Here is a 12,758-nt window from a genome sequence, read left to right as displayed (position 1 = left end):
GTTGGTCACCGGCCGCCGGGGCGCATCGGTCAGGACTCAGACCTGCGTCGTCGATAGAGGACCAGCAGGGCCGCGCCGGTGGCGACGGCGACGCTGCCGATTCCGGTCAGGACGGGCAGCAGAGCGGCATCGCCGCTGCTGCCGGTCACGGGCAACTCGCTGCGGGTGGGCCGTGCCGTGGGCTGCCCCGTCGGCGTGACCGTGGGCTGCCCGGTCGGCGTACCTGTGGGCTGGCCGGTCGGGGTGCCTGTGGGCGTGCCGGTCGGGGTGCTGGTCGGCGTGCCCGTGGGCGTGCCGGTCGGGGTCTGGGTGGGCGTTCCCGTCGGCTGGAGGCAGACGGGGGCGTTGATGGTGTTGGTGTCGAGGGTGACGGCGCCGGTCTGCGCCAGGGCGCGGCCCTGGAGGGTCGCGCCGGTGTTCATGGTGATCGAGGTCTGGGCCAGGATGTTGCCCATGAACCGGGTGCCCGTGTCGAGCGTGGCGGAGCTGCCCACCTGCCAGTAGACGTTGCAGGGCGAGGACCCGTTGATGAACACGACGCTGCTGTTGGGCGCGGTGATGAGGGTCGAGGCGATCTGGAAGATGAACACCGCCGCAGGGTCGCCCTGACTGTCGAGCGTCAGGGTGCCGGTCAGCTGCGCGGCGCCGATCCGATAGACCCCGGGGAGCAGCGTGGTGCCGCCCAACTCGGCCGGAAGGTTGGTGAACGGAGTCCGGCCGGCGGCGTCGTTGTAGGCGGTGGTCAGGTCGTTCTTGGCCTGTAGTGCGACGGCGTCGCCGAGGTGGATTTCGCCGCCGACGATGCCGGGCGGGAAGCCGGGCGCGGTGTTACCGGGGCTGACGCCGAGGCTCTGGGCGAGGAATGTCGGCCCGGTGTTGGTGACCGTGGTGCCGGCCAGCACGGAGAAGTTCGCCGCTGTGCCGAGGTCGACCGGTGCTTCGGCGGCGCTCGCGCCGGTGCCACTGAAGATGAGTACGGCAACGGCTGTGCCGCTGGCGGCGACGGCCGCCAGTGCGGACATGGCCCCGCGCCGAGGATGGCTGAATAGTTTGGTTGTCACGACGTGCCCTTTCGCGAAGGCATCTCACCAGAGGCCGGTTGTGCGGCGGCTGGAGGCCGCAGCGAGCCACGGTTTGCTCAATCGGACTTTTGCACACCTATTTCGCAAAAGCTGCCAAATCTGTGAGATGCCTGAGGCACTTGGGGTGAAAGAGCAGTCGGTCTACCCGACCTGGGCGATCAGCGCGCGAGGAACGCGGCGGGGCAAGGTAGCCTCACCGCTCGCACTACGTGCTCCCGAGGGTCGGGGAGGACTCGGGGAGGTGGAGCGTGGGCGACGTCGGCGAAGTGGTGCGTTGGTTGCAGCTCAACGCGCCCCGGGGTGGCCCGGACGAGGTGTCGCAGCTGGTCGCCCGTGCGGCGCCCGCAATCGACGCCAGCGAGATCGTGATCTATCTGGCCGACTACACGCAGACCCTCCTCGTGCCGTTGCTCGGCGCGGGTCTCGACCGGGACCAGTTGCCGATCGAGACGACACTCGCCGGTCGGGCCTTCACCACCCTCGACATCCAGCGCGCGCCCGACAACCCGGACCGGGTCTGGGTGCCCCTGCTGCTCGGCTGTGAGCGGATGGGCGTACTGGAGATCGTCTCGCCGGCCGCCGCCGACCAGACGATGGACGGTCCGGCCTGGGAGGTGGCGGTCAACATCGCCCAGATCCTGGTCAACCGCCGGCTCTACGGTGACGTGGTCGAGCGGATGCGGCGGCGGATGCCGATGCAGGTCGCGGCCGAGATCGTGTGGGGCCTGCTCCCGCCGCTGACCTTCGCCACCGACGACCTGGTGGTCACCGCCATCCTCGAACCGTGCTACGACGTCGGCGGCGACATCTTCGACTACGCGTTGAACGACGACGTGCTCAGCGTCGGGCTCTTCGACACCTGTGGGCACGGCATCAAGGCGAGCACCCTGGCCTCGCTGGTGGTCAGCGCGTACCGCAACGCCCGTCGGTGCGGCCTCGATCTGGTCGACACGGCGATCAGCATCGACCGGTGGGTGCGGTCCGAGCACCCGAACTTCTTCGCGACCGGCTTGCTGATCGAGTTGGACCGTCGGACCGGCCACCTCAGCATCATCAACGCGGGGCATCCCGGTGCGATGTTGCTGCGCGACGGCAAGGCCGTTCGGGAGCTGCCGGGGCCGACCATGTTGCCGCTCGGCCTGGGTCACCTGTCCCCGCACCGACCGCGGGTGCACATGGAGAATCTGCACCCCGGTGACCGCATCCTCGCCTACACCGACGGCATCACCGACGCCCGGAGCGCGGAGGGGGAGCAGTTCGGGCTGGACCGGCTCGTCGACTTCGTCAACCGCGCCCTCAACGACCGGTTGCCCAGCCCGGAGACGATGCGTCGTCTGGTCCGCGCGGTCGTCGGCTACCAGGACGACCAGCTCGAGGACGACGCGACGGCCCTCTTCGTGGAGTGGCGGCCACCGCACCTGCCGCTCGCGCACCTCCGCGACCTCGCCGCCGGCACCGGCCCCTGACCGCGCCGGCGCGTCGCCGACCCGCGAACCCCGCAGTGGGATTTTGCACTCGCAGTGCACTTGTCTCCGATTGCGAGGCTGTCTAGCGTCACCTCATGGCTGACTCATGGACCTTCGCCGTGGCGCGTGACGACCTCGGGCAGACCACGCTCGTCGATGGCTCCACCCCCGCCGTGGCCAAGGGCGAGGCGCTGCTGCGCGTGGACCGCGTTGGTCTCACCGCCAACAACGTGACGTACGCGGTGCTCGGCGACTCGATGCGCTACTGGCAGTTCTTTCCGCCGGCGGCCCAGGGGCTCGGGCCGCAGTGGGGCCTCCCGCCGCTCTGGGGCTTCGCCGAGGTGGTCGCCTCGGCGGTGGCCGGGGTCGAGGTGGGGCAACGGATCTACGGTTACCTCCCGCCCGCCGGTCACCTCGTGGTGCGGCCGGACCGGGTGGACGCGTCCGGGTTCCGCGAGGCGAGCCCACACCGGGCCGAGCTGCCGTCGCCGTACAACGCGTACCGGTCGACCAGCGGCGACCCGGCGTACCAGCGCGACCAGGAGGATCTGCTGATCCTGTTCCGGCCGCTGTTCTTCACCTCGTTCATGCTTGCCGACCAGGTTGTCGACAATGACTTCTACGGTGCCGAGGCGCTGCTGGTGTCCTCGGCGTCGAGCAAGACCGCGTACGCCGCCGCGTTCGAGCTGCACGGGCGCGGGCCGCGCCTGGTCGGTCTCACCTCACCCGGCAACCTGGCGTTCACCCGGTCGCTCGGCTGCTACGACGAGGTCGTGTCGTACGACGCCCTCGACGCCCTCGACGTGGTCCCGACCGTCTACCTCGACCTGTCCGGCGCGCCCTCGACCCGTGCCGCCCTGCGTCGGCGCCTCGGGGACCGGCTCGTCCGGGACATCGCGGTCGGGCTCACCAACCAGACGCCGAACGCCGACGCCGCCGAGGAGGTGTTCTTCGCGCCGGTGCAGATGCGCAAGCGCAGCCACGACTGGGGCCGCGACGGGCTCGACCAGCGGTTCACCGAGGCCTGGAAACGCTTCGCCGCCGTGGTGAGCGGGTGGCTGGACGTCCGGGTGGGCGCCGGGCCGGCGGCCCTGCAACACGCGTGGCTCGACGTTCTCGCCGGTCGTACACCGCCACGGGTGGGCCACGTCATCCAACTCTGACCGGGCTCAGGCGGCGATGTCCTCGCTGAGCTGGAGGCGCAACGCGGCCAGCGAGCGGGTGATCAGCCGGGACACGTGCATCTGCGAGACGCCGATCCGGTCGGCGATCTGGGCCTGGGTCAGGTTGCCGTGGAAGCGCAGGCTCAGGATCTCGCGTTCGCGTGCCGGCAGCGTGGCGAGGGCTGGACCGAGGGCGACGCGGATCTCGACGAGATCGAACGCGCAGTCGTCGTCGCCGAGGGTGTCCCCGAGTTCGCGGCTGCCGTCAGCTCCGGTCGGGGTGGACAGCGACGTGGCCCGGTAGGCGCGCGCACCCTCCAGCCCCTCCAGGACGGTCTCCTCGGTCACGTCGAGGTAGGACGCGATGTCGGCGACGGTCGGCGAGCGGCCGAGGTTCTGGGTCAGGGCGCTGTTCGCCGCGCTGATCGACAGGCGCAGCTCCTGGAGGCGGCGGGGTACGCGAACCGCCCAGGTGCGGTCCCGGAAGTAGCGCTTGATCTCGCCGATAATGGTGGGAATGGCGTACCCGCTGAAGTCGACACCTCGGTCGTGGTCGAAGTTGTCCACGGCCTTGATGAGCCCGACGAAGGCGGTCTGGGCCAGGTCGTCATCGGGTGCGCCGCGTCCGCCGTAGCGGCGCGCCAGGTGCCGGGCGAGCGGCAGCCACGCCTCGATGGCGCGGTCCCGCAGGGCTGGGCGGCGGGGGTCGTCGGCCTGGGTCGCCTTCATCGCGGCGAGAAGCTCTTCCGGGCTCTGGTCGCTGCTCCGCTGGTCGACGCGGCTGCTGGTCGCGTTCTCGACGATGATGGCCATGGGATGGTCCCTCCCGCACGTGCCCGTCGATCGAGTCGACCGGAAGGGTCTCCGAACCGGCTACCGCCGGGGCGCACGTACGGGCGAAGGTGCGCTGTCGCAAGGCCACGAGCACGGGCCTCGCCACCGCGTCATGTCGTTCACTTGATGACCCGGACACTACCCGAAAGACTGACTATTTCCTAGCCGAAAGTATGAGAGCAGGCGTTCGGGGTGGGGACAGCGCGCTGGGATCAGCCGCGCTGCTCCGAGGCGTCGACAGCGGTCGGGGTCGGCTGGGTCGGCTGCACCGCGAACGGGTGGCGCAGTTGCCGCATGGCTTCCTCGCTGCTGTCGAAGGTCACCGCGGGTCCGTCGAGCCCGTCGCCGTTCGACGTGGCGAGGAACAGGGCAGGTCGACCGTTGTCGTTCGATGTCATGCAGGGATCCTGTCTCTACGAGAGGGGTGCGTCTGGGGCCTCGGCAACGTCGGCCGTGCGACCTGGTGACGCTTCGGCGCACACGCTCGCGCCCGAATGCTGGTGTCCTGTGCACGGGCGAGCACCCGGCGACACCGACACCCCGCACCATACCCGGCGCCGCCACCTCTTATGCGCCGCCGACGGACCCGCGTCGCTTGTGGCGAACCGGCCGCCCGGGAATTCTGTAATCCCACCCGCTGCCGCGAGTCTCCGATCTTGAGGGCGGTCAGCGCACCCAGCGTGGGCGCCGCGCGGATGAGCACACGAGGAGTGAGACCCATGTCGTCAGCCGGTCGAGCACTGCCCGATGTCGGGTTGGTCGTCGCGGCCAGGCAGGGCGACCAGCGCGCTCTCGACGACGTCGTCGCGGCCTCACTCCCGCTGGTCTACAACATCGTCGGGCGCGCGTTGCGCGGGCACGCCGACGTCGACGACGTGGTCCAGGAGACGTTGGTACGGGTGATCCGGTACCTGCCCGCGCTCAACGACCCGGCGGCATACCGTTCCTGGCTGGTGGCGATCACCATCCGCCAGGTACGTGACTGGGAGACGCGCCGCCGCGTCGCCCTCAACCGTGACGCCGGGCTCGACGTGATCCACAACGTGCCCGACCCCGCCTCCGACTTCGCGGGGATGACAATCCTCCGGCTCGGCCTCACCGACCAACGACGCGAGGTCGCCGAGGCCACCCGCTGGCTCGACCCGGACGACCAGGAACTGCTCTCGCTGTGGTGGTTGGAGGAGACCGGCGAGATCACCCGGAACGAGGTCGCCGACGCGCTCGGGTTGTCACCCGGGCACGTCGCGGTGCGGATCCACCGGATGAAGGAGCAGATCCAGAGCGCCCGCGGCGTCGTACGCGCGCTCCGCGCCCGCCCCGGCTGCCCGGACCTGGGCGCCGTGACCGCCGAGTGGGACGGCACGCCCAGCTCACTGTGGCGCAAGCGACTGGCTCGACACGTCCGCGACTGCGCGTTCTGTGGACGGCTGGGAACGACGCTGCTGCCGATCGACCGGCTGCTCGCCGGCCTGCCGCTGCTGCCGCTGCCGGCGGGTCTCGGCGCCCACCTGCCGAACGCGGCCGCCCCCGCCGCCGCCGCGCAGGCCGTCGCGCCGCCGAGCCCGACGGTCGGACACTCCGCCGGCCCGACCCCACCCGGTGGAGTGTCCAGCGATGCGGGCGGCGGCCAACGCGTCGTCGACCTCGCGGTGAACCGGCCCCGCGGCCTCGTGCCGTCCCTCGCCGCCGGGGTGGCCGCCGCCGTCCTGGCCATCACCATGGCTGTGGTGATCCTGCCGGACGAGCCGTCCGCCCCCTCGTGGGCGGCGCCGCCGCCGTCTGCTGCGCCCACCGCCGTCGCCGCCCCGAGCGTCGCGCCCTCGCCGAGCGCACGACCCTCGTCGAAGGCTCCGGTCGCGCCGGCGGTCAGCTCCACCCGCAAGGGCGTCGGGGTGTGGAACTTCGCCGGGGCCAGTCAGGCGTTGGCGAACTCCAAGGCCAGCTGGTACTACACCTGGGGCACCCAGCACCCGGGGATCAGCACGCCGCGCGGTGCGACGTTCGTGCCGATGATCCGCAGCGCGGAGAACGTCACCGCCGCGGAGCTGTCCCGGGCCAAGGCCGCCGGGCCGTACCTGCTCACCTTCAACGAGCCGGACCTGCCCGAGCAGGCGAACATGACCGTCGAGCAGGCGCTGGACCTGTGGCCGCAGCTGATGGCGACGGGCAGCAAACTGGGCAGCCCCGCGGTCGCCTGGGGCGGGCCGGACCCGCAGGGTTGGCTGGACCGGTTCATGACCGGCGCCCAGGCCCGTGGCCACCGGGTGGACTTCATCACGCTGCACTGGTTCGGCGCCGACTTCACCACCGCCACGGCGGTGGCCCAGCTCCGGCAGTACCTACAGGCCGTCTACCAGCGGTACCGCAAGCCGATCTGGCTGACCGAGTTCGCGCTGATGCGCTTCGGCGCGGGCGGTGCGCAGTTTCCCAGTCAGGAGCAGCAGGCGGCCTTCCTCACGGCGGCCACCGCCATGCTCGGCCAGCTTCCCTACCTGCAGCGCTACGCCTGGTTCGGGCTACCCGCCACGGACAAGGACCGGTCCGGGTTGTTCAGCGACGGAACCCAGGCGACAGTGGTCGGCCGCGCGTTCCAGGCCGCCCGTTGAGCACTGGCGAACGGGTGGACGAGCAGATCGCGGAGCGCCCGGGGCCTCGCGTCCGGGCCGGGCGGCTGGTCGGTGTGGTCGCGACCCTGGTCGCCACGGCGCTGGCCGTCGGTCTCAGCCAGGGGTGGGGCCGCACCGAGCAGGCACCCGCGCCGTCGTCGGCCGCAGCCTCGTCGGCCGCTGCGGCGCCGACCGCGCCGGTGGTACTCAACGGCACCGACGACGCCTTCATCCAACTGTTGATCCCGATGAACGAGGGCGCCCTCGCGCTGATCGATCAGCTCGACACCCGCCCGGCGGACGCGGATCCGTCGCTGCGGGCCCTCCTCGGCGAGCTCCGGAAGACTCATGAGGCAGAGTTGCGGGACCTGCGTGGGCTGTTGGCGGCGGGCAACGTGCCGGAGCTGAACATCCACGAGGGGCATCAGATGCCCGGCATGGTCACCGATGCCCGCCTCGCCGAGCTGCGTGCCGCGGCCGACGCCGAGGTGCCGTCCCGGGCGGCTGCCCTGATCCGGGCGCACCTCGCCCAGACCGTGGTGCTGTGCCGGGGTGAGCAGGATGCCGGGGGAAGCCCGGAGCTGAAGGCGCTCGCCGGCCGGATCCAGCAGGCGCGGGCTGCCGAGCTGAGCGCGCTGGACAACCGGCCCGGGGCGTCCACCGCCGCACCGGGCGGCTGACCGTGCGGCCCAGGAAATCGGCCGATGCGGACGTCTGACCTGCACGCCGACCTCCGTACCCCGTCCCGGGCGTCCCGCCCCGCCCACCGTGCCGTCACGTCGGACGCCGTCCGTCCGGCCCGGCGTGCGACGCACCGGCCCCCGAGCGCATCGCCGCCGGACGCGGTCGCCCCGGCGTCGGCGGCGGGCTGGCGCGGTGGCCACCGTCGCGCCGCCGGCCGCCCCGCGGTCGTCGCCTCGGTTCTGACTGTCGGTCTCGGGTGGCTGCTCGCGATCCTCGTCGCGCCGCACGTCACCCTCTCGCCGGGCGCGCGGATGGTTGCCCTCTTCTGCCACCTGACCTGCCTCGTGGTGGGCTTCGGCGCGGTGCTGACGGTGGACTGGTTCAGCCTCCGCTGGCTACTGCGCCGGGAACCGCTCGGCACGGTGCTGACCGCCGCACGCGGCGCGCACCTGCTCATCTGGCTGGGCCTGGTGGGCCTGCTCGCCAGTGGGGCCGCCCTCGGGCCGGACACGTCGTCCGGGCTGGTCTGGGTCAAGTTGCTCGCCGTGCTGGTGGTCGGTGTCAACGGGCTGTTCCTCGGCCGGGTCCGGGATCGACTCGTGGCCGTGCGAGGCAGGCCGTCCTGGTCCATCCTGCTGCCCGGCGTCGCCGCCGCCACGATCTCGCAACTCGCCTGGTGGACCGCCACCCTCGTCGGCTTCTGGAACGCCAACAGCTGAGGGTCGCCGGCCGCGCCGGTGGTCAGGCCGGCGTCGGGTGTCGCGCCGTGAACCGGGCGCGCGTCAGGAACGCGAGTTGGGCCCGCTTGTCCGGCATGTCGATCTCCGAGTCGAAGGTGAAGCCCTCGATCTCCAGTCGGCGTAGGGCGAGGTGGTTGCGGACGTCCGGCTCGACCACGATCCGCTGCGCGGCCGGGTCGCGGAACAGGAAGCGGGCGACGGCCGGGGCGACCGCGTTGGTGAGGCTCCGGGGGAGGCGTCGGTCGGGGCTGAGCAGCAGGTGCATCCCCACGTCGCCGGGCTGGACGGGGTAGCGCTCGCCGACCGGGTCCGCCTCGGGCTGATAGCTCTGGAAGAGGCCTACCGGCTCCCCGTCGACCATGATCAGGTACGCGTGGTGCGTCGGCAGACTGTCCACAAAGGCGTAGATCTCGCGTACCTCTTCGAGGGTGTGCGAACCCATGCCCCAGAAGGAGTTGCGGGGGAGGGTCACCCAACCGTGCAGGAGGGCGGCGTCCCGTTCCGGGTCCACGGTCACCAACGACAGCTCGCCGAGACCGTCGATCTTCTCCTGGTACGTCATCGGGCGCTGTCCTCTGTTCCATCCGGGGCGCAACTTAGGTTAACCTCCCCTAACCAAGGATGACCTTACCTGGAGGGGTGCGTGAAACGGAACTGGGAGGCCCTGGTCCTCAAGGCCATGGGAGGTCGGGACTTTCGGTTGACCGTCCTGAGCACCGAGTCAATCGACGGGCACTACCAGCGGCTCCTCCTGGACGGGGGTGGGCTGCTGGAGACGTGCGGGGTGCACCCCACCATGTGGATCCGGCTGTGGTTCGACAACGACGGCCGGGCCCACCAGCGCGCGTACACGCTGGTGGACCCCGACCCGACCACCGGCCGCTTCACCCTGGAATTCGCCATCCATGACGGCTGTGCGGCCCGCTGGGCCACCACGGCCAAGGTCGGCGACACCATCAGCGCGACCGTTCAGGGCAGCGCGTTCGAACTCCCCGACCCCGCGCCCGAGCACCTCTACCTGATCGGCGACGCGGCCTCCCTGCCCGCGGTGAACAGCCTGCTCGACGCCGGTGCCGACATCCCGGCGACGGTCTGGCTGGAGTACGCCCACGAGGGCGAGAAGGCGCTCGCACTGCGGGCCCGGGCGCACCACGACGTCACCTGGGTGCCGCGGCGCGACGAGGGTCAACATCTCGTCGACACGGTCTGCGCAGCCCTGCCGACCAGCGGCACGGGCCACTACTGGGTGGCCTGCGAGGCGGCCACCACCCGGGGCATCACCCGACACCTCCGCAAGACGCTTGGCGTCGACAAGGACCGGTTGACCTCCCTCGGCTACTGGAAAGCGGCATGAAGGGCCGGCTCGGCACCCTGACCGCGCTGTACGTCACCCAGTACCTCGGCGTCGGCTTCATCACCGTCGGGCTCACCGCCATCCTGCGGGACGGTGGCACCTCGCTGGACACGCTGGCGCTGTTGCAGATCGTCGGCCTGATCTGGCCCATCAAGTTCCTCTGGGCGCCCATCCTCGACCGGTACGGCTCACGCCACCGCGGCCACTACCGCTCCTGGCTGCTCGTGCTCCAGACCGCCCTGGTGCTCGCCCTGCTGGCGCTGCTGCCGTTCTCCAGTCCGGCCGACGCGCTCGGCCCGATCATCGCGATCTGCGCCGCGTACGTGTTCTTCTCGGCCACCCAGGACATCGCCGTGGACGCCGTCGCGGTCCGGATGCTCGCCGAGTCGGCCCGGGGGACCGGCAACGGCATCCAGGTCGCCGCGAGCTACCTCGGCAACCTGCTCGGTGGCGGAGCCTGCGTCCTGGTCTACGACCAGTTCGGCTGGGCGCCGGCGATCGGCCTGCTGGCCGCGATGACGGCGGTCGGCCTGCTGGTGGTGTGGCGGTTCCGGGAGCCTCCCCGTACCGATCGGGTGGAGCGGGTCGGCGCGGCCTACCGGGCGCTGCTGTCGGTGTTCGGCCAGCCGGGCTGCCGGTGGTGGACGTTCGGTGTGGTGCCGCTGGTCTACGTCGGCGCGGGCATGGCGTACGCCCTGGTCACCCCGGCTCTGGTCGACGCCGGTTGGTCGTTGGGCCGGATCGGCGTCGTCACCGGCGTGGTGACCAGCGCGCCGGCCATCGTGGCGGGTCTGGTCGCGGGGCTCGGGATCGGGCGGTTCGGGCGCGGGGGCGTGCTCGTGGCCGGCGGCGTGGCGCTCACCGTGTCGACGTTGCTGCTGTTGCCGTTGATGAACGGCCGCGCGCCGCTGGGCGGGACGGTCGCCGCGCTCTGCTGCTTCATGGTGGCGTACACCATCGCCAACGTCGTGCTCTACACGGTCAACATGGACTACTCGCGGCCCGACACCGGTGGCACCGACTTCACCGTCCTGTCGTCGTTCGGCCTGGTCTGCTCGTTCGTGGCGGCGTCCATCGGTCTCGCGGCGGCCGACCGGGTCGGTTACCCGTCGGTCGCGGTCGCGGCCATCGTGCTGGTGGCCGGCGGCGTCGCTCTCGGCCTCGCGCACCAGCGGCGGTTCCCGCACCGGCCCGGCCCCACCACCGGCCCGGCGGCCGAGCAGCCGACCGTCGGCCCGGCGGCCGAGCAGCCCGCAGTGGACGGCGCCAAGGCGGTGGCGTGACCACCGTCCAGCCGGCCACCGACACCGCGACACCGGCACGACTGCCACAGCGATGGCTCATTCTTGCCGTGCTGTGCGTCGCGCAACTGGTCGTGGTGTTGGACAACACCGTGCTGACCGTGGCGGTGCCGGTGCTCACCACCGAGTTGGGTGCCAGCACCGCCGAGGTGCAATGGATGATCAACGCGTACGCGTTGGTGTTGTCCGGGTTGCTGCTGACGGCTGGTAGCGCCGCCGACCGGTACGGCCGCCGCCGGATGCTGCTCGCCGGGCTCGTCCTGTTCGGGGTCGGTTCGCTGGCCGCCGGTCTCGCCAGCACCAGCGGGCAGTTGATCGCCGCGCGGGCCGGGATGGGTGTCGGTGGCGCGCTGCTGGTCACCGCGACGCTCGCGGTGGCCATGCAGGTCTTCGACACCGCCGAGCGGTCCCGGGCGATCGGCATCTGGGCCGCCACCAGCGCGTTGGGCTTCGCCATCGGGCCACCGATCGGCGGCACGATCCTCGCGCACCTGCCGTGGGGTGCGATCTTCCTGATGAACGTGCCGATCGTGCTGGTCTGCCAGCTCGTCGGTCGCGCGCTGGTGCCCGAGTCCCGTGGACCGGCCGGCGGCCGACTCGACGTGCTCGGCGCCGTACTCTCCACCGCCGGCCTGACCGCGGTGGTCTGGGCGATCATCTCCGGCCCGGAGCGCGGGTGGGCGTCGACCGAGGTGCTCGGCGCCGCGGTTGTCGGCGTACTCCTGCTCGGGATCTTCGTGCGGTGGGAGCGACGGACCGCGCACCCGATGCTGGACATGGGTTTCTTCCGGGACCGGCGCTTCGTCGGTGCGATCTCCGGGGTCGTGCTGATCACGTTCGGCGCCACCGGAGCGCTGTTCCTGCTCACCCAGCACCTCCAGTTCGTCAGGGGTTATCCCGCCTGGGAGGCCGGGCTCCGGATGGCGCCGTTCGCGCTGTCCATCGTGCTGCTCAACGTCAGTGGTGTCGTCGCGAGCGTGATCCGTCGGCTCGGCCTGGCGGTTGCCATCGCCGTTGGCATGACGCTGCTCGCGGCTGGTCTCGCGCTGGTCACCCTCTTTCCGTCCGACGGGTACGTGGTGCTGCTGGTCGGGCTGCTCGTCATGGGTGTCGGTTGCGCGGTGGCCAACCCGGCCATCGTCGAGGCCGTGATGAGCGCGATTCCGGCGACCAAGGCCGGTGCGGGCGCGGGGGTCGACGGCACCATGACGGAGGTAGGTAGCAGCCTCGGCATCGCGGTGCTGGGTGCCGTGCTGAACGCCCGGTTCGCGGCGCTGCTGCCGGCGGCCCTGGCCGGCGCCGGATCGTTTCCGGCGGCTCTCGCCGCCGCCCGCGAAGGGGCCGAACGGGAGGCCGTGACGGTCGCCTTCGCCTCGGCGCTGGAGACGGGGCAGCTGGTGGGCGCGGTCGGGGTGCTGGTCGGTGGCCTGGTGGCCGCCGGGTTGCTACACCGGGCAGACCGCACCAAATCCGCCTAATAAGGGTAGGCTACCCTAATAGTGACATCGTGGTAGTCGACGGAGGCGGT

At 71.4% G+C, this 12,758-nt stretch carries 12 protein-coding genes; 8 read left to right on the top strand and 4 right to left on the bottom strand.

What is annotated here, in order from left to right; genetic code table 11:
- Window positions 1–29: 29 nt before the first annotated feature.
- Window positions 30–1,022: an ice-binding family protein gene (locus ACIBD9_RS08705; RefSeq protein WP_396715848.1), complete on the bottom strand. Its 993-nt coding sequence runs from the start codon at window positions 1,020–1,022 to the stop codon at window positions 30–32.
- Window positions 1,023–1,330: 308 nt separating this feature from the next.
- Between ACIBD9_RS08705 and ACIBD9_RS08700 the strand changes: the two genes are divergently transcribed.
- Both ACIBD9_RS08700 and ACIBD9_RS08695 read left to right on the top strand, forming a co-directional pair.
- On the top strand, window positions 1,331–2,548 hold the full coding sequence (locus tag ACIBD9_RS08700; protein WP_396715846.1) for a PP2C family protein-serine/threonine phosphatase: 1,218 nt from the start codon (window positions 1,331–1,333) through the stop codon (window positions 2,546–2,548).
- A gap of 95 nt (window positions 2,549–2,643) precedes the next feature.
- Window positions 2,644–3,711 (top strand): DUF2855 family protein, encoded by a 1,068-nt coding sequence (locus ACIBD9_RS08695; RefSeq protein WP_396715844.1) that lies wholly within the window; start codon window positions 2,644–2,646, stop codon window positions 3,709–3,711.
- Between the two features lie 6 nt (window positions 3,712–3,717).
- On the opposite strand, the gene ACIBD9_RS08690 is transcribed toward ACIBD9_RS08695, so the two are convergent.
- Complete coding sequence (locus ACIBD9_RS08690; RefSeq protein WP_396716181.1) at window positions 3,718–4,440, bottom strand: SigB/SigF/SigG family RNA polymerase sigma factor; 723 nt, start codon at window positions 4,438–4,440, stop codon at window positions 3,718–3,720.
- Between the two features lie 317 nt (window positions 4,441–4,757).
- Window positions 4,758–4,943: a hypothetical protein gene (locus tag ACIBD9_RS08685; RefSeq protein ID WP_396715842.1), complete on the bottom strand. Its 186-nt coding sequence runs from the start codon at window positions 4,941–4,943 to the stop codon at window positions 4,758–4,760.
- Between the two features lie 321 nt (window positions 4,944–5,264).
- Between ACIBD9_RS08685 and ACIBD9_RS08680 the strand changes: the two genes are divergently transcribed.
- Genes ACIBD9_RS08680 through ACIBD9_RS08670 form a run of 3 tightly spaced genes read left to right on the top strand, consistent with a single transcriptional unit; the run spans window position 5,265 to window position 8,554 of the window.
- Window positions 5,265–7,151, top strand: coding sequence for a sigma-70 family RNA polymerase sigma factor (locus tag ACIBD9_RS08680; protein WP_396715840.1), 1,887 nt, complete (start codon window positions 5,265–5,267; stop codon window positions 7,149–7,151).
- Window positions 7,148–7,831 (top strand): DUF305 domain-containing protein, encoded by a 684-nt coding sequence (locus tag ACIBD9_RS08675; RefSeq protein WP_396715838.1) that lies wholly within the window; start codon window positions 7,148–7,150, stop codon window positions 7,829–7,831. The genes ACIBD9_RS08680 and ACIBD9_RS08675 overlap by 4 nt, the downstream gene beginning before the upstream one ends.
- Window positions 7,832–7,855: 24 nt before the next feature.
- Window positions 7,856–8,554, top strand: coding sequence for a hypothetical protein (locus ACIBD9_RS08670; RefSeq protein WP_396715836.1), 699 nt, complete (start codon window positions 7,856–7,858; stop codon window positions 8,552–8,554).
- A gap of 22 nt (window positions 8,555–8,576) precedes the next feature.
- Here ACIBD9_RS08670 and ACIBD9_RS08665 read toward each other — a convergent pair whose 3' ends face one another.
- Window positions 8,577–9,137 carry a GNAT family N-acetyltransferase gene (locus tag ACIBD9_RS08665; protein ID WP_396715834.1) on the bottom strand — a complete coding sequence of 187 codons (561 nt, stop codon included), beginning with the start codon at window positions 9,135–9,137 and terminating at the stop codon, window positions 8,577–8,579.
- Between the two features lie 81 nt (window positions 9,138–9,218).
- Between ACIBD9_RS08665 and ACIBD9_RS08660 the strand changes: the two genes are divergently transcribed.
- The 3 genes from ACIBD9_RS08660 to ACIBD9_RS08650 are packed head-to-tail and all read left to right on the top strand — an operon-like array spanning window position 9,219 to window position 12,708.
- Entirely contained in the window at window positions 9,219–9,929 is a 711-nt protein-coding gene (locus ACIBD9_RS08660) for a siderophore-interacting protein (RefSeq protein WP_396715832.1), read from the top strand.
- A complete protein-coding gene (locus ACIBD9_RS08655) occupies window positions 9,926–11,212 on the top strand; it encodes an MFS transporter (RefSeq protein ID WP_396715830.1) in 1,287 nt (428 codons plus the stop codon). Before ACIBD9_RS08660 ends, ACIBD9_RS08655 begins: the two co-directional genes overlap by 4 nt.
- Window positions 11,209–12,708: an MFS transporter gene (locus ACIBD9_RS08650; protein WP_396715828.1), complete on the top strand. Its 1,500-nt coding sequence runs from the start codon at window positions 11,209–11,211 to the stop codon at window positions 12,706–12,708. Before ACIBD9_RS08655 ends, ACIBD9_RS08650 begins: the two co-directional genes overlap by 4 nt.
- Window positions 12,709–12,758 lie beyond the last annotated feature (50 nt).

Source organism: Micromonospora sp. NPDC050784, from assembly GCF_044456765.1.
Taxonomy (GTDB): domain Bacteria; phylum Actinomycetota; class Actinomycetes; order Mycobacteriales; family Micromonosporaceae; genus Micromonospora; species Micromonospora foliorum.
The sequence above is the reverse complement of the archived record's forward strand: the minus strand, read 5'-3'. Positions and strand labels throughout refer to the sequence as shown.

Coding starts and splice junctions, on each gene's coding strand:
- ACIBD9_RS08670 (WP_396715836.1), top strand. CDS start 7,856: ATGCGGACGTCTGACCTGCACGCCGACCTCCGTACCCCGTCCCGGGCG.
- ACIBD9_RS08685 (WP_396715842.1), bottom strand. CDS start 4,943: ATGACATCGAACGACAACGGTCGACCTGCCCTGTTCCTCGCCACGTCG.
- ACIBD9_RS08680 (WP_396715840.1), top strand. CDS start 5,265: ATGTCGTCAGCCGGTCGAGCACTGCCCGATGTCGGGTTGGTCGTCGCG.
- ACIBD9_RS08665 (WP_396715834.1), bottom strand. CDS start 9,137: ATGACGTACCAGGAGAAGATCGACGGTCTCGGCGAGCTGTCGTTGGTG.
- ACIBD9_RS08690 (WP_396716181.1), bottom strand. CDS start 4,440: ATGAAGGCGACCCAGGCCGACGACCCCCGCCGCCCAGCCCTGCGGGAC.
- ACIBD9_RS08655 (WP_396715830.1), top strand. CDS start 9,926: ATGAAGGGCCGGCTCGGCACCCTGACCGCGCTGTACGTCACCCAGTAC.
- ACIBD9_RS08705 (WP_396715848.1), bottom strand. CDS start 1,022: ATGTCCGCACTGGCGGCCGTCGCCGCCAGCGGCACAGCCGTTGCCGTA.
- ACIBD9_RS08695 (WP_396715844.1), top strand. CDS start 2,644: ATGGCTGACTCATGGACCTTCGCCGTGGCGCGTGACGACCTCGGGCAG.